Source organism: Larkinella rosea (genome assembly GCF_003858635.1).
GTDB lineage: Bacteria > Bacteroidota > Bacteroidia > Cytophagales > Spirosomataceae > Larkinella > Larkinella rosea.
Genome location: NZ_RQJO01000007.1, coordinates 946,910 through 963,308, shown reverse-complemented (window position 1 = coordinate 963,308; position 16,399 = coordinate 946,910). Strand labels below are relative to the sequence as shown.

General features: G+C 48.9%; 10 protein-coding genes. 8 read left to right on the top strand and 2 right to left on the bottom strand.

The window, feature by feature from the left end; translation table 11 throughout:
* The first annotated feature begins 45 nt into the window (after positions 1-45).
* Positions 46-1,377, top strand: a complete 1,332-nt coding sequence (locus EHT25_RS04255; RefSeq protein ID WP_124871123.1) for an ammonium transporter — start codon at positions 46-48, stop codon at positions 1,375-1,377.
* Positions 1,378-1,588: 211 nt separating this feature from the next.
* Here the strand turns inward: EHT25_RS04255 and mtaB are convergent, their stop codons facing one another.
* Together mtaB and EHT25_RS04245 are read right to left on the bottom strand one after the other, a co-directional pair.
* Positions 1,589-2,932: a tRNA (N(6)-L-threonylcarbamoyladenosine(37)-C(2))-methylthiotransferase MtaB gene (gene mtaB, locus EHT25_RS04250; RefSeq protein ID WP_124871119.1), complete on the bottom strand. Its 1,344-nt coding sequence runs from the start codon at positions 2,930-2,932 to the stop codon at positions 1,589-1,591.
* A gap of 112 nt (positions 2,933-3,044) precedes the next feature.
* Positions 3,045-4,877, bottom strand: coding sequence for an LTA synthase family protein (locus EHT25_RS04245; RefSeq protein ID WP_124871116.1), 1,833 nt, complete (start codon positions 4,875-4,877; stop codon positions 3,045-3,047).
* Positions 4,878-5,193: 316 nt separating this feature from the next.
* Between EHT25_RS04245 and EHT25_RS04240 the strand changes: the two genes are divergently transcribed.
* The 7 genes from EHT25_RS04240 to EHT25_RS04210 all read left to right on the top strand — a co-directional run bounded on the left by EHT25_RS04240 (position 5,194) and on the right by EHT25_RS04210 (position 16,253).
* Positions 5,194-7,383 (top strand): glutamine synthetase III family protein, encoded by a 2,190-nt coding sequence (locus EHT25_RS04240; RefSeq protein WP_124871113.1) that lies wholly within the window; start codon positions 5,194-5,196, stop codon positions 7,381-7,383.
* A gap of 202 nt (positions 7,384-7,585) precedes the next feature.
* Entirely contained in the window at positions 7,586-8,794 is a 1,209-nt protein-coding gene (locus tag EHT25_RS04235; RefSeq protein WP_124871110.1) for a M28 family peptidase, read from the top strand.
* Positions 8,795-8,884: 90 nt separating this feature from the next.
* On the top strand, positions 8,885-9,454 hold the full coding sequence (locus EHT25_RS04230) for a hypothetical protein (protein WP_124871107.1): 570 nt from the start codon (positions 8,885-8,887) through the stop codon (positions 9,452-9,454).
* A gap of 45 nt (positions 9,455-9,499) precedes the next feature.
* Positions 9,500-10,201: a 16S rRNA (uracil(1498)-N(3))-methyltransferase gene (locus EHT25_RS04225; protein ID WP_124871104.1), complete on the top strand. Its 702-nt coding sequence runs from the start codon at positions 9,500-9,502 to the stop codon at positions 10,199-10,201.
* Positions 10,202-10,287: 86 nt separating this feature from the next.
* Positions 10,288-10,959, top strand: coding sequence for a DUF4159 domain-containing protein (locus EHT25_RS04220; RefSeq protein ID WP_124871101.1), 672 nt, complete (start codon positions 10,288-10,290; stop codon positions 10,957-10,959).
* A gap of 125 nt (positions 10,960-11,084) precedes the next feature.
* Positions 11,085-11,897: an acyl-CoA desaturase gene (locus EHT25_RS04215; protein WP_124871098.1), complete on the top strand. Its 813-nt coding sequence runs from the start codon at positions 11,085-11,087 to the stop codon at positions 11,895-11,897.
* A 258-nt stretch (positions 11,898-12,155) separates the two neighbouring features.
* Complete coding sequence (locus tag EHT25_RS04210) at positions 12,156-16,253, top strand: hybrid sensor histidine kinase/response regulator transcription factor (protein WP_124871096.1); 4,098 nt, start codon at positions 12,156-12,158, stop codon at positions 16,251-16,253.
* Positions 16,254-16,399: the final 146 nt, after the last annotated feature.

The following is a 16,399-nucleotide window of genomic DNA, read 5'->3' as shown; positions in this document are numbered from 1 at the left end:
TTGACCTTTCCAATCCTAACGTACAACTAAACCGTTTTTAGTCCCATGCAAAAAAAATCGTATTTACCGCTTATCCTATTGCTGTTTGTCAGTGTATTAGGAGTCATATTTCCCGCCGTACCCAAAACCATCGTGACGGAAGGCATCAATTCGGGTGATACCGCCTGGATGCTGGTATCGGCCGCCCTGGTCTTGTTGATGACGCCAGGTCTGGCCTATTTCTACGGCGGGATGGTGAACAACAAAAACGTGATCTCAACGATGCTGCAAAGCTTCATTGCGATGGGCGTAATCAGTATTCTCTGGGTGGTGGTTGGTTTTAGCCTCGCTTTCGGAGATGACATCGGTGGATTTATCGGTAATCCGACAACCTTTTTCATGTTCAATAACGTACTAGACGGCAAACCCTGGCCGTTAGCCGCTACGGTTCCGCTGGTCGTTTTTGCTTTCTTCCAACTGAAATTCGCGATGATTACCCCGGCGCTGGTAACCGGTTCGATGGCAGAACGTATCAATTTCAAATCGTACGTCCTGTTCATGGTGCTGTTCAGCCTGGTCGTCTATACGCCTTTGGCCCACATGACCTGGCATCCGGATGGCTTCCTCTTTAAACTGGGTGTGCTCGATTTCGCAGGTGGTACGGTTGTCCACATGTCAGCTGGCTGGGCCGCACTGGCGGGAGCTTTATACCTGAAACGCCGGAAGTCACAAGTTGAATCCAGCTATTTCCCACCAGCCAACATTCCTTTCGTTCTGTTGGGTACGGGTTTACTGTGGTTCGGTTGGTTCGGTTTTAACGCGGGTTCGGCAGTTGGTGCAACTCCGTTGGCGGCTTCTGCCTTCGCAACGACGAACACGGCTGCTGCTGCGGCTGGTTTGGGCTGGGTATTGTTCGATGCTTCGAAAGGCAAGAAAGTTTCCGCCCTGGGTTTCGCAATTGGTGCGGTTGTGGGTCTGGTGGCCATTACGCCAGCGGCCGGTTTTGTAACCATTCCGACTTCGATTTTCATTGGCTCGATTGCCGGTATCATCAGCAACACGGTTGCTCACCTGCGTACGAAATCAACTTTGGATGATACGCTGGATGTTTTCCCCTGCCACGGTGTAGGCGGTATGGTGGGGATGGTGATGACGGGCATTTTCGCTTCAAAAGGCATCAACTCGGCGGTTGTTGACGAGGGGCTGGCTTTCGGAGATACCAAATTGTTCTTCATTCACTTGCTGGCACTCGTAATCGTTTCGGTTTTTGCCTTCGGTGCTTCGTACCTGTTGTTGATCGTGACCAACGCAATCCTGCCGCTGCGGGTTAGCGAAGAAGACGAAAAAGTGGGTCTGGATGTAAGCCAGCACGACGAATTCCTGGTTGACGCTGCATAATTCAAGATATTATGACAGAGCCACAGGGGTTGCCTGTGGTTTTGTTGTACTCGATGAAGGTATCTGTCTTTGACGGATACCTTCTTTTTTTGTCGTACAGCACCCGGTCAGCGGCTCGATAAGTACCAAGCATCGGCCCTATTCGTGGTAATAACGACGATGGATTGGCCAGAAACGCGTGAAATCAGGGGAATTGAAACCGCTGTCGGGGTTAATGAACAAGCGATTCGATGCCTGCCCTTTCGGTGACTTCCATTAAACCGGCGGCATTCAGACCCGTCAGCAACACCGGTTTGGTTTCGTTGATGAGCAAGGGGTCGTAGGTGGCGGTTACGCGAACGTAATTTTCGGTAAAACCGAGCATCTGGCCATTTTCAACATCTTCTTCAAACAATACCAGGGCTTCGTGACCAATCTGTTCTTCGTAAAAAAAACGCTTCTTTTTTTCGGAAAGAATGTGGAGCATCTTCGAGCGTTCCGCCCGTTTGGAGGGATTCACGACCGGTTTAATGTTCAGTGCCAGCGTATTGGGCCGTTCAGAATAGGTAAAAACGTGCAGGTACGAAACCGGCAGTTCGCTCAAAAACCGGTGGGTTTCCAGAAACGCTTCATCGGTTTCGCCCGGATGCCCAACAATGACATCGACGCCAATGCAGGCGTGTGGCATCAATTCTTTGATCTTTGCCACCCGTTCGGCGTACAATTCGCGCTTGTACCGACGTCGCATGAACCCCAATACCTGATTGGAACCGGATTGCAGCGGAACGTGAAAATGCGGGACAAATCGCTTCGATCGGGCGACGAACGCAATGATTTCGTCGGTCAACAAATTGGGTTCAATCGACGAAATCCGAAACCGTTCGATGCCTTCTACTTCGTCCAACGCCTGAATCAATTGCAGAAACGTCTCTTTCCGGGGATTTCCCGGAGCGGTTTTTGACGATAGACCAAAATCGCCGATGTTAACGCCGGTTAACACAATTTCCTTCACATTGCGAGTCGCAATTTCCCGGGCTGCCCGAATTACGTTTTCGATGGTATCACTCCGGCTATTTCCCCGAGCCAGCGGAATGGTGCAATAGGCGCAGGGATAATCGCAACCATCCTGCACTTTCAGAAACGTGCGCGTCCGGTCATTGAGTGAATAGGAAGCGTGATAGTCAATGGCTTCGGTGATGGGGGAATTGTAAACGGTCGCTTTTCCGGACGGTTCTTTCACAAAATCACCCAACAGTTCGGCCAGACGGAATTTTTCGGCCGCACCCAAAACCGCATCGACGCCGGGAATAGAGGCAATTTCTTCCGGTTTCAACTGGGCGTAACAACCCACAATAGCCACGTAGCCGTCGGGATTGATGTGCTGAGCTTCGCGAACAATTTTCCGGCATTTCTTATCCGCATTGTCCGTCACCGAGCACGTATTGATGATGAAAATATCGGGCTTTTGGTTAAATTCCACCCGGGCATACCCTTTCTGTTCCAGCATGCGGGCAAGCGTTGAGGTTTCGGAGAAATTCAGTTTACAGCCGAGTGTATAGAACGCAATCTTTTTCATGAAGTGCAAAAATACGAAAACTTACGTACCCACGGATAAAGTCCGGGAGATCCGCCTAATTCGAGGACTTCGGATAAAATGAATATTTCAGGGACGAACGTCCAAGGGTATTTTATTTATTCAAAAAATCCTGGTATGATTCTTCCTCGAAGGCTTTGCCTAATTCAATATCCTGTTTGTCAACAGTTCCTCCCGACGAAATGAGCTGGCGACTGGTGTTGTCAAACAACAGATGCCGGTTGGGCTGAACGACACCAAAACCGTTGTTGAACGCAAAATAAGCAAAGGGGCGGTTTCGGGAGTTGAGCAAATCGCGACTCCATTTAAAATCGGAGGCATCCAGATTCAACTGGTGCAACAAGGTCGCGGCCAGATCGGTTTGTGAACCAATTTGATCGATTTGCTGAGGACTGCTTTTCAGAGCTCCCCCGAGCCACAACATGGGAATGTGGAAGTCGCGCACGCGGTCGGTGGACAAAACCGGTAGGCGATGGCCGTGGTCGGCGGTAATGATAATGAGGGTGTTCGACCACCAGGGCTGCAGCTGCGCCTGGGCAATAAAGTTTCCTAAACTCTGGTCGGCGTAATACATCGAATTCAAAAATTGCGATTCTTCGTCCGTACCACTTATGACGGTTTTCATCGGAACTTCAAACGGTTCGTGACTGCTCAGCGTGAAGAGTGAAACAAAGAAGGGAGATTTTGTTTTGTTTAAATCGGACAGAATTCGATTGTAGACGATGTGGTCGTGAGCCCCCCATTTTGAATTCCACTCGCTGGGTTTGAAATCCGCTTTGGATATTATCCGGTCAAACGCGTTGTGAAAGAGATAGGATTTGATGTTGGCAAATTCCGTTTCGCCCCCGTAATAGAAGGAGGTTTGGTAACCGGCTTTTTTAATATGCTGGCCAATGGTCGGTAATTTTTCGGCTTTGGCCGGAAGCGTCATGATCGAAGCCGTCGCCTGGGCCGGAAAACCGCTCAGGAGGGCAATCAAACCTTTTTCGCTGCGATCCCCACTCGCATAAACCTGCTTAAAGAACAGACCTTCATGCGTCAGTTTTTCAAATCGGGGTGTAATGCCGGTGCGACCGCCCAGGGATGCCACGGATTTAGCCGTAAAACTCTCCCAAACAATCAAAATTACATTGGGCTGGGATGAAGAAAGTAACGGCTGGCGGGTAGTATCGGGTTGATACAGAGCCTTTAACGCTTGAGTCGCCTGCCCTTCCGGAAAGAATGCAAATGGGTTTTCGCCGTATTTGTTGCCCTCCAGACAAGACTGCATGAAATTCCATTGGGGGGTCACAGCCGCGTAATTGGCAAATGCGATCGGGGAGAAATAAACCGCACTCACATTCATGGGTGCCAGTTGGATGCCTCCCCGAATGGGAAGAAGCAATGCGGCTGTCGCGATCAGCAGTGCAGGTGTTGCGACCCACCAGGTTACCGGTTCGAATTTGGCGATAAAACTGGCAATTAGTCGATTAAAGCAATAATTTCCGACCATTATCAGTCCTAGAAATAACGCAAACAGCGACAGAATGGGGGAGGCCGCCACCGATGCGGCTGCTTCCTGCGGTGATTTCAGGTAATGGAAGGGCGTCAGATCCAGGTGAAAACCCCAGGTACGGAAAATTTCCAGATCGACGACCGTGATGGAAGAAACGATGAGCAGTTCAACGAACGTACAAATACGGAGTATTCGGGCGATTGTCCGGGTAGCGAGGCCCGGCAAAAATGCAATCAGGAGAGCCGGTAGTATCGTCAGATAGCCAGCCGTCGAAAGATCCATTCGTAAACCGTTTCCAAAAACGCCGAATAAGGTAGAAGAATCGAGTTGACGGGTTTGGGGCTGATAGATTAAAAAAAGCGCCCGACCGATTAATAACCAGCCCGTCCAGCCACTGAAATACGCAACGATAAGCAGCAATCGACTCTTCATTCAATACAAAATTACGGTATTCACCCGGTAAAGTTAACAGGTTTTAAGCTGGTATAAATGCTTATTACGTAAACGGTTACAGGCAATACCGACAGCATTTCTTTAGTTGGTACAATTTGTTCTGTGGTAGGTGCAAAAAACTTGTGAAATAGTTATTTTCTTAGAAGTGATATTTTGAGTGCATAAAAACCGGTTTTCATGATTTTTGTCAGAATTTTGTGAAAAACAGGTTAAAATGAATGCGGTTTCTTGGAAATTATAACAAAATATCATTATTTTTGAGCGTTTTTAATCCAAAAACCACCTCGAACCTAATATGTCTAACTTTCGGTTTAAAGCTCTCGAAATTGCACAAAGTCGGCAAGCTCTGTCTGTAGCTCCTCCATCAGAACGTGTAGCCGAATACTATGGCTCTTACACCTTTAACAATGAAGTAATGCGTTCCCTGCTGTCGCCGGAAGCTTACCTCAAAATTACGCAGGCCATTGAAACTGGCGGTAAAATTGACCGCGACATTGCGGATGAGGTGGCCAACGCCATGAAATCCTGGGCTGTGGCAAAGGGGGCAACCCACTACACCCACTGGTTTCAGCCGCTGACGGGTGATACGGCTGAAAAACACGATGCGTTTTTCGACGTTACCATGGAAGGCAAAGCAATCGAGAAATTTAAAGGCGGTGCCCTGGTTCAACAGGAACCGGATGCCTCTTCTTTTCCGAGTGGCGGTTTGCGTAATACGTTCGAAGCACGCGGTTACACGGGTTGGGACCCCAGCTCTCCGGCCTTTTTGATGGACAACGGCGCTGGCGGAAAAACCCTGTGTATTCCCTCCGTATTTATATCATATACCGGCGAAGCCCTTGATTATAAAACTCCGCTGTTGAAAGCATTGTCGGCCGTTGACAAAGCGGCTACCGCAGTGTGTCAGTATTTTGACCGGAATGTGACAAAAGTTACCCCAACCCTCGGGCCTGAGCAGGAATATTTTGTAGTTGACAAAGCCCTGTTCTATGCCCGCCCGGATCTGGTGATGGCCGGTCGTACGGTTTTCGGACACGCTCCGGCCCGCGGTCAGCAATTGGAAGACCACTATTTCGGAACCATTCCTCCGCGCGTGAACGCATTCATGGTTGATTTCGAATTCGAAGCCATGAAACTCGGTATGCCGGTTCGGACGCGTCACAACGAGGTAGCTCCCGGCCAGTTTGAAGTAGCGCCGACGTTTGAAGAAGTTAACCTCGCCATCGACCACAACGCCCTGTTGATGGATTTGATGGAGAAAGTGGCTGAACGTCACAACTTGAAGGTGTTGTTCCACGAAAAACCGTTCGCTGGTATCAACGGTAGCGGTAAGCACAACAACTGGTCACTGGGTACCAATACCGGCGTTAACCTGCTGGCTCCCAGCTCGAAACCAAAAGAAAGCCTGCGCTTCCTGACCTTCCTCGTAAACGTGGTGAAAGCCGTACACGATCACGCTGATCTGCTGCGTGCCAGTATTGCGTCGGCGGGTAACGAATACCGGCTGGGTGCCAACGAAGCTCCCCCGGCCATTGTGTCGATCTTCCTGGGTGAGTCGTTGACGAAAGCGCTGGAAGACCTCGAAACCAAATCGGAAGTGATTGTCAACAAAGGCGATAACGTTTATTACAAACTAGGGATCAACCGGATTCCGTCGCTGCTGCGCGACAACACCGACCGAAACCGGACGTCGCCATTTGCGTTCACCGGTAATAAATTCGAATTCCGCGCCGTCGGCGGAGGGGCCAACTCTTCGTCGACCATGACGGTTCTGAACGCGATCATGGCCGATCAGTTGACGAAATTCAAACAGGATCTGGACGCTCGTCTGGCGAATGGCGAAAAGAAAGAACTAGCCATTGTCGATATCCTGAAAGCCTATTATGCCGACTCGAAACGGATCCTGTTCGAAGGCAACGGGTATTCCGATGAGTGGGTGGAGGAAGCCGCCAAACGGGGTTTATCGAACATTAAGTCGTCGCCGGAAGCGCTGGGCGTTTACCTGAAAACGGAATCGCTGGATCTGTTCGAGCGCACGGGCGTTTTGAGCCACTCCGAAGTACATTCCCGGTACGAAATCGAACTCGAAAAATACGTGAAGAAAGTGCAGATTGAATCCCGTGTGATTGGTGACCTGGCGATGAACCACGTGGTTTCGACGGCTTTGAAGTACCTGAACAAATTGGCCGAAACCGCTAAGGCGCTGGTTGATCTGGGCATGACGACGGAAGCCGAACCGATAAAAGACATCATTTCGGAGGTTTCGGCCCGCGTATTGGCGATCAAGAAAGGGGTCGATGCGATGACCGAAACCCGGAAAAAAGCCAACGCATTGTCGGACACTGCCGAAATGGCGAAACTGTACGCGACCGAGGTGAAGGATTTCTTCGATGTGATTCGGTACGAAGTCGACAAACTCGAGTTGATCATCGACGATGAAGACTGGCCTTTGGTGAAATACCGCGAGATGCTGTTTGTAAAATAATTTATTTTCCAACCATATCGTTACATAAAGCCTGCGCCAATTGGTGCAGGCTTTTGTTTTTGCGTAAATTAGGAAGGGATTTTTTGTCACCATTTACGACTTTTTATAGAATTAGACGTTTATTTACATTTTTGAGGATCATGACCCGAAACCGGGTTTAATGCATTTTGGAAGTCTCATCCGACCTAAAACTAATTGACAGATGCCGTTTACCGTTGAGACGTTGATCCGCGATTTGAGTCGTTTACCGCACCGGGGGGCGGCCACGGCCTTCGAAGCGTCTGCCATCGAAATTCTGTCATCGACACTGAAGGAACTTCAGGCTACGGTTAACGTAGAACCGTTTCGAACGCCCAGAACTTACATACCTATTATTTACTGGTTAATTGCCGGCATTGCCAGCGGATTGCTGACGGCTCCGTGGCTGGGCTGGCTGGCGGTTACCTGGAGTTGGGGCTGGATTACGCTGGCCTGGTTATTCTTTAACTGGCGGTTTTCGCCCGTAACCCGACTTCCTCCCCAGGTCACCTCTCACAATGTCATTGGCCGTTGGCGCGAAACCGGTTTTGGATACGCCGGTGACAACGACAAACCGGTCATGAAGGTCATTCTGATGGCGCATTACGACACGGCCCCAATTTCCCTTCTTTACCGTACCGGCACCGTAAACAGTTTCCATGTTTCGCTCGTTTTGTCATTGATCCTGATGCTCGGGAGCGGTTTTTTGCTCACCATCGAACAACTCGGATTCAATAGCGACTGGGTGCCCTGGACTCGCTACGGACTCATTGCGTATTTTGTCCTGCAGGCCCTGCTCAGCACACTCGGTTTCTGGCTTTACGGGTATTCCAACGGAGCCAGCGATAACGCAACGGGCGTAGCAGCCGCGGTTGCTACGGCGGAGCGATTAAAACAATTGTATTTACCCGGACTGGAAACCGAAATCGTGTTGACGGGAGCCGAAGAAGTGGGTATGATTGGTTCCAGAGCTTACCTCAACAAACACATTGAAAGCTGGCCCAAAGGCCGCACGGTGGTGGTCAATTTCGATACCCTTGGCAACGGTTCCCTGCATTTGATCAAACACACCGGAACGGTGGAAGTCATTGAGTACACGAACGAACTGATGCAGTCGGCAGAAAAATTGCTGGAGGAAAAACCATTCCGGGGTATCGTAAAACCGGGGCGCTGGCACATTGCCGACTTCGACAGCGTCTGGTTTGTACGCCGGAAAATCCCTGTGATGACGCTGACCGCGATGGATAAAAAGGGCCGGATGCCCAACATTCACCGGCCGGAAGATCAGCTGCTGGTGACGGATTTGTCGACGATTCCGACGGCCATCGATTTTGCCATTCAGACGATTGTACGGCATTACCAGACCTACGAAATCACGGCGGAGCGTTTGTGAATTGAACCGACTACCGGTTATTAATGTTGAAATTCGCAGGTGGGTTCGTAGATTTGTTGGATTGAACCAAGCATACATAACGATAAGTAAATGGCGACGTATAAAAACGAAGGATTTGATCCGGCAACGATTCAACTTCTGAAAGATGAGTGTAAAGAAGAAGGAAGCACATTCGTTTATGTAGAAGACGAAGATGACGATCTGGAAGTTCTGAATTCCGGCGAATGCGTTCACATTCAGTTTGTTGGAAAGCACAAGGACAATGAAGTGATCTATGATGCCATCATTTATACGTTACGGCTTCACCACAGCAGCCTGGTGTATGAAATGGCGATGGAAAAGGTAAAGAAATCCTTTCCGCAGTATGTGCCGGTGGAGGAACGCAAACCCGATTACCGGATCGATGCGGAACTCGAAGAGGAAATCGAGCTGTTTTTAACCGAACTGATCGAGGAAATTGAAGAAACTGAAGCCGTTAAAGTGCAGGAACACATCGAAATCGATCATGATTTCGAATATGGGATCAGCCTGGATGTTTGCCTGAATGTGGAAGAAATCACCGAAGATGTTATTGAGGATTTTATTGAGCAATTTAACGCCGACACGCTGAAAATGGATAAAACCCTGTATTCATTTTCGAACAGCGAGTCCGAAGAATAGGGATGGTGGAAAGGGGAGCCGATTGGCGTACGTCAGGTAGTAGTTATGCAGTTGTTTTATCAGCCCGAAACGGAATCGCATTCCTTTCTGAGTGAAGAAGAGTCCCGGCACTGCGTCAAAACGTTGCGACTGGCCAAAGATGCGGTCATCGATGTGACCGACGGAGCCGGTAAGCGTCATAAATGCGTGATTGAAACCGCCGATCCGCGCCGGTGTTCGTTTCGGATTGTGGAGACCTCCGTGGAGCAACCCCGGCCGTATCGGATTCATCTGGCAGTGGCGCCGACTAAAAATACGGACCGGCTGGAATGGCTGGTCGAGAAAGCCGTCGAGCTGGGCGTCGATCAGTTCAGCTTTTTTGTCAGTCAACATTCCGAACGCCGGATGATGAAAACGGATCGTCTTGAAAAGATTGCCGTTGCTGCCATGAAACAATCGTTGCAGCTGTTCAAGCCGGTTATTGACCCAATTATCGACTTTAAAACCGTTCTAACACTGTTAGCTGATCAGCGGTTTTTGGCCCATTTGCCTGAGAATGAACCGGCTGGCTCATTGTTGAAAACCGCTTCGCCCGGTGGCACGACCTTGGTGCTGATCGGGCCGGAAGGCGACTTTTCGACGAATGAAATTCGGCAGGCGAGGGAAAATGGATTCAAAATGGTGACCTTGGGCGCAACCCGGTTGCGAACTGAAACGGCGGCATTGGCCGCTTGTCACATCATACACTTGATTAATGACAACGAGTAGTCCGTTTTTGCGTTATTAAGTTGAAGCGTTCTGCCACAACGGCGGCTTCACCGAAAACCGTAACCAATAAACCGTATATTCATTTCATGAAACGACTTACTGGATTTGCATGTTGGGTACTGATTTTTACGGTGGTGACGGCGGGGTCGGTTCATGCGCAGTTTTCGTACAAAATTGCCAAGCTAAAATACAACGGCGGTGGCGACTGGTATGCCAACAAAACGTCGATTCCGAATCTGATCAAATTCTGTAATGCCAACCTGCGGATGAATATTTTTCCAGAAGAAGACATTGTGGAGGTCGGCAGTCCGGAGTTGTTTTCCTATCCGTTTGTTCACATGACCGGCCACGGAAACGTTGTTTTTACCGATGCGGAAGCTCAAAACATGCGCCGGTACTTGATGTCCGGCGGTTTTCTGCACATCGACGATAATTACGGGCTGGATAAATTTATCCGGCGCGAAATGAAAAAAGTGTTTCCGGAGTTAACTTTTATAGAATTGCCGTACAATCATCCGGTTTATCATCAGAAATATGCCTTCGCAAATGGCCTGCCTAAAATCCATGAACACGACGGAAAGTCACCGCAGGGATTTGGATTAATTTGGGAAGGCCGGCTGGTTTGTTTCTATAGCTATGAATGCGATTTAGGGAATGGCTGGGAGGATCAATCGGTCTATAATGACCCTGAAGAGGCTCGCCAGCAGGCTTTACGGATGGGCGCAAACCTTTTACAGTATTCAACGACCGCATTCTGACGAAAAAAATAATTTTCAAAAATTTGTCTTATTCGGTTAACTATCTACGTTATTGTTGTAGATTTGTGTAATCTAATTGCACTGAAGTGGGTTTTTAGCCATTCACCTTTAACAAATTTTATCCCGTGGTAATAATCCTTATTGCCTTTGTTCTTCACTGGTACATTTCACTCTTCTGCCAGACATTTTTTCTGCACCGCTATTCGGCGCATAAAATGTTCACGATGAGTAAGGTTTGGGAACGGTTTTTCTTTTTCCTGACCTATCTGTCACAAGGATCATCGTATTTGAGCCCCCGAGCCTATGCCGTTCTGCACCGGATGCATCATGCGTTCAGTGATACTCCCAAAGATCCCCATTCTCCCCATCACACGAAAAATGTTTTTACGATGATGTGGAAAACAAAAGATTTATACAATGCTGTCCTGAACCGGGTGCGGCCAATTGAAGCGAAATTTGACCGCAACTATCCGGAGTGGTATGCATTGGAGAAAATCGGTGATTCCTGGATTTCCCGGGTTGCCTGGGGGACCGCTTATTCCTTGTTCTACATTTTCGCATTCGTTTACCTGGATATGCACTGGGCCTTTTTCTTCCTGCTGCCGATTCACTTCCTGATGGGGCCGATCCACGGTGCTATTGTAAACTGGAGTGGACACAAGTACGGTTATGCCAACTTCGATAACCATGACCGTTCTAAAAACTCCATGTTTTTCGATTGGCTGATGATGGGCGAGTTGTTTCAGAATAACCACCACAAACGCCCGAATGCGGCAAATTTTGGCGCTAAATGGTACGAACTTGATCCGACCTATCCGGTTATCAAATTGCTGTCAGCGACTGGAATTATCAAAATGCGCCCGGTAAAGGCAACCAGCCCTGAATTCGAAACCGGTCACGATCGTTTGGTTGAGAAAAACGAAACCATGTCTGCCTAACGGTTTAAGGAAATAGACTTTACATAAAAGGACTCCCCGGCGAACGCATCGCCGGGGAGTCCTTTTTTTATTGATAACTATCCAGTCAAAACCGGAGAATTTAAGCAGCTAGTTACCTGATGTATTGAAAATGTGATTCGCGATTGCGTTAGACCCAGCCCACCCATCGAAATAGATTCTTGCCTGATCATATTCCAACTATTTAGTTTAAAAACACTAATATTGCATCGCGAATTATCTCAGTAGGTATTACTACCAATGCTGTTGACCACCTATGTTATACGATTTTTCTGGCTTATCCTCCTGTTTCTGTGGCCTGTCCGGTTACGGGCTCAGTCAAATCTGACTTCGAATAAACCGGTCAAATACCCCATTTCCAATCATTTTGAGCACCTATCGGTTGAAGATGGTTTATCAAATAATAATGTAACCGCAATTCTTCAGGATCAGGATGGTTACATGTGGTTCGGTACCGGAGAAGGGCTGAACAAGTACGACGGGGCTTCTTTCACTGTTTTTAAAGTTGATCCCGCCCAGCCCAACCGCAGCCTTCAGAACGGGTTTATCATGGGTCTATGCGAGGGAGACGCAAACCGGATTTGGGCGATTACAAACGGAGGAGGGTTACACGAAGTGAACCGTAAAACCGGTCAGGTTACACCTCACCTCATTCGCGGAGCCCAGGCCACGCGCTGGAATAGCCAGATTTCCGTCTACCTGGATCAGCAACACATTCTATGGATTACGACCATGGCCGGACTGGCCCGCTTTGACCCGGTTCGTCGTCGCTTTACCCTGTATCCTTCACCCGTAGCCGACGTAGCTGTTAAATCGGTTTATGAAGATCGACAACACCGGTTTTGGGTGGCCACACACCAGGGCCTGTTTCTATTTGACCGTGCGACCGGCCGATTCAGCCTGGTTCCGGTGCAGGGTATTAAAGGAGCGCAACCTTCCCTGCAATCTTTTTATCTGGATCAAAATGATGTGCTCTGGATGGGGAGTGCCACTGAAGGATTTAGCCTGCTTAAACTGAATTTACGCGACAAGCCCTGGAAACTCGTTCCGTACAATCCGGGCGGCAAACTCAACCCATACATTTGGCGGAATACCCTCCACCGCGATTCTACGGGTATCGTATGGGTAGGAACAACCGATGGCTTGCAGGGAATTGATCCGGCTACCGATCAGGTTTTTACCTATCGATCCGATCCCAATCGGTATAAAGGCTTGTCGAGTAGCAGCATCCAGGCGGCTTACCACGACCGGTCTGGAATGTTCTGGATCGGCACAGAATACGGGATTGATCGGCAATCCGGCAATTCCAAACCCTTTATGACGTACCAGGCCAAACCCAATGAGCGGAGGGCGAGTGTTCCCGAAAACCGGGCTTATTCGGTTTTCAAAGATTCACGCGGACAAATTTGGTTCAATAACTCCCCGGATCTGTACCGCTTATCCGCTGATCAGAGCCGTCTGGAGAATGTTCAGCCCCATATCCTGCCGGTTAATGGACCTTATTCCCGGGATATAACCTCATTTCTGGCCGATGGTTCGAACGGAATCTGGTTCGGTTCGCTGTATGGTTTATATCATTATGATCTGATTACCAACCGGTTTACTGCCTATCCTTCAAAAATCTCAGCCCAGTTTATCAGCGGACGAACGGAAGGAAATAAACTTACAGGGGACATCTGGGTGGGTGGTGACAATGGATTTGCATCCTTTAATCGCAAGACTCACCAATTCACGTATCATTCCATCCAGCCGGAGAATCCGAACAGCATTCCGGACAAGGACGTATACAGTATTCTGGTTAGCAAATCTGGAGACGTCTGGCTGGTCATCCATCGATTGGGTCTTTGCAAGCTAAATCCGAAAACCGGGCAAATAACCCGCTACACGGCCGGTGGCGCGGGGCAACTTAGCAGTAACGATATTCATACCATTTATGAGGACCCGAGCGGGATCATCTGGATCGGAACACATCGGGGCGGTTTAAACCGATTGGATCCGAAAACCGGTCGTTTTAGCGCCATTACCCACCAGAATGGCATTCCCGGTACGACGATTTTCTGCATTATTTCTGATGAATCGGGGGATCTCTGGTTGGGTACGAACGACGGCCTTTGCCGGTTTAATCCATCGGCCAGAACAATTCATACCTACAAAGTGTCGGACGGATTGCCCAGTAATGAGTTCAAGCAGAACGATGTCTTTAGACACGGTAACCAACTCATTTTTGGGACGGATAATGGAATAGTTCAGTTTAACCCCGCCCAGATTAAAGACGACACACTCCCTTTCCCGGTGCATATCACGAAACTGACGGTTATGGATCAGGAGCGGGCGCTTACGGATACAATCGTTTATTTAAAGCACAATGAAAACCTGTTGACGATTGGCTTTGCGGCTTTGGCCTACGAACATCCCGAACAGAATCAATATACTTACAAACTGGATGGACTAAATGACGATTGGGTCGAGAATGGGAACCGAACCATTGTCAATTTCAATAGTTTGTCGCCGGGTACCTACACGTTTCGGGTAAGAGCTGCCAACAGCAATGGTTTCTGGACGACAGATGAAGCCTCACTCCAACTCATTGTGTTGCCGCCATGGTGGTCAAGCTGGATTGCGTATGTTGGGTATGTGCTATTGGCGGCCGGAGCCATCGGGGGATACATCCGCTATTCGACTCATCGAATCCGGCAACGTCAGGAGCTTGAACTGAATCGTCGGCAGGCGGAACAACTAAAAGCGGTCGATGAGTTGAAAACCCGCTTTTTTTCCAATATTACCCATGAATTTCGAACTCCGCTTTCGTTGATTATTGCGCCGGTGGAGAAATTGCTTCAGGAAAAACAGTTCGACGGTGCCGTGTTGGCGCTGGTTTATCGGAATGCGGAAAAACTTCTGCGGCTGATTAATCAATTGCTGGATCTGGCCAAACTGGAAGGACAATTTATGACTATCGTTAATGTGCGGGGGCAGGTCAGGGAGTTTATTGAGCAAACCATCGCGGTTTTTCAACAAGCAGCGGATCATAAACGCGTCAAGCTTACGTATACGTTGAATGACTTTCCATCGAGCGAGCATGTGTTTGACGCTGATAAATGGGAGAAAATTATAACGAATTTAGTGGCAAACGCACTCAAATTTACGGAAGCGGGTGGAAGCATTACCCTTACGACCAACCCGGTTTGGACCGACGACGAAATGACCGGTGTTCAGTTTCAGCTCGTTGATTCCGGAATCGGTATTAGTAAGGAGAAACTCCCGCATATTTTTGACCGGTTTTATCAGGCTGACACCTCTACCACGCGGGCCCACGAAGGAACGGGCCTGGGGCTGGCCCTGGTCAACGAATTGATTCAATTACTGGGCGGCACTATTTCCGTAGACAGTAAGGTGGGAGCCGGAACCACTTTTGAATGGATGTTGCCCGTTGCGCAGGTTTTAGCGGTGGAGTCCTTACCGCTTCGGCCGGGTTACAACAAACCGGCATTTCAGCTAGAGACAGAGATTTCGACAAAATCGACTGCCCTTCCGAAAACGTCCGGCGACGGATTCGCTATGCCCCGCATTCTGATAGTGGAGGACAATGAGGAATTGAGGGATTTTTTGGTCAGTGAATTAAATGCGTCGTATACGGTTTTTCAAGCAGTAGATGGACTGGAAGGGTGGGAAATCGCCCAGGCTGAATTGCCTGATATCATCCTGACCGATGTGATGATGCCCCGACTCGATGGCAATGAATTGTGTCGGCTGGTTAAAGAAAATTCAGGAACCGATCACATCGCCGTTGTCATGCTGACGGCCAAAACCGCTCAACCGAGTCGAATGCTGGGATTACAGCAAGGAGCCGATGAATACTTGTCCAAGCCATTCAATATGGCGGAACTTCAGCTGAGGATTCAAAACCTGGTGAACCGGCAGCAGAAACTCGGTGAGTTCTACCGTCAGCAGTTTAATTTGTCCGATATTTCGGATGTCCGGCAGGAGAAACCGGTATCAGCGGTAAAAACCGACCCGTTTCTGGAGCGAATTTATGCGCTGCTGGAAGAAAACCTGGATGATTCTTCGATTGGTGTAGACTGGCTGGCTGATAAGCTAGCCATGAATCGGAAAACTTTATACCGGAAAATCCAGAGTTTGATTCAATTGGCTCCGACGGACCTGATCCGGCAATACCGGATTCGGAAAGGTGTTGAGTTGCTTCTGGCCGGTAAAAGTGTGGCCGAAACCGCCGATTTAACCGGATTCAGCACGCCATCCCATTTCTCGATGGTCTTCAAGGAAATTTACCAGCAAACGCCCACCGAATACCTGGCGAGTCGGGGCAAAAATGGGTAAGAAAGGTTTTAATCGCCTTTTTATAGGTAAAATGCCCCAAATTTGACAATTAATGTCCCCAAACTGACAGCCTTCCCACGGATAAAAAGTGACCTTTGACCACAAGTTAAACGGTTTCGTATCCACACCATTTTTTTGAAAACCTT

Coding starts and splice junctions, on each gene's coding strand:
- EHT25_RS04255 (WP_124871123.1), top strand. CDS start 46: ATGCAAAAAAAATCGTATTTACCGCTTATCCTATTGCTGTTTGTCAGT.
- mtaB (WP_124871119.1), bottom strand. CDS start 2,932: ATGAAAAAGATTGCGTTCTATACACTCGGCTGTAAACTGAATTTCTCC.
- EHT25_RS04245 (WP_124871116.1), bottom strand. CDS start 4,877: ATGAAGAGTCGATTGCTGCTTATCGTTGCGTATTTCAGTGGCTGGACG.
- EHT25_RS04240 (WP_124871113.1), top strand. CDS start 5,194: ATGTCTAACTTTCGGTTTAAAGCTCTCGAAATTGCACAAAGTCGGCAA.
- EHT25_RS04235 (WP_124871110.1), top strand. CDS start 7,586: ATGCCGTTTACCGTTGAGACGTTGATCCGCGATTTGAGTCGTTTACCG.
- EHT25_RS04230 (WP_124871107.1), top strand. CDS start 8,885: ATGGCGACGTATAAAAACGAAGGATTTGATCCGGCAACGATTCAACTT.
- EHT25_RS04225 (WP_124871104.1), top strand. CDS start 9,500: ATGCAGTTGTTTTATCAGCCCGAAACGGAATCGCATTCCTTTCTGAGT.
- EHT25_RS04220 (WP_124871101.1), top strand. CDS start 10,288: ATGAAACGACTTACTGGATTTGCATGTTGGGTACTGATTTTTACGGTG.
- EHT25_RS04210 (WP_124871096.1), top strand. CDS start 12,156: ATGCTGTTGACCACCTATGTTATACGATTTTTCTGGCTTATCCTCCTG.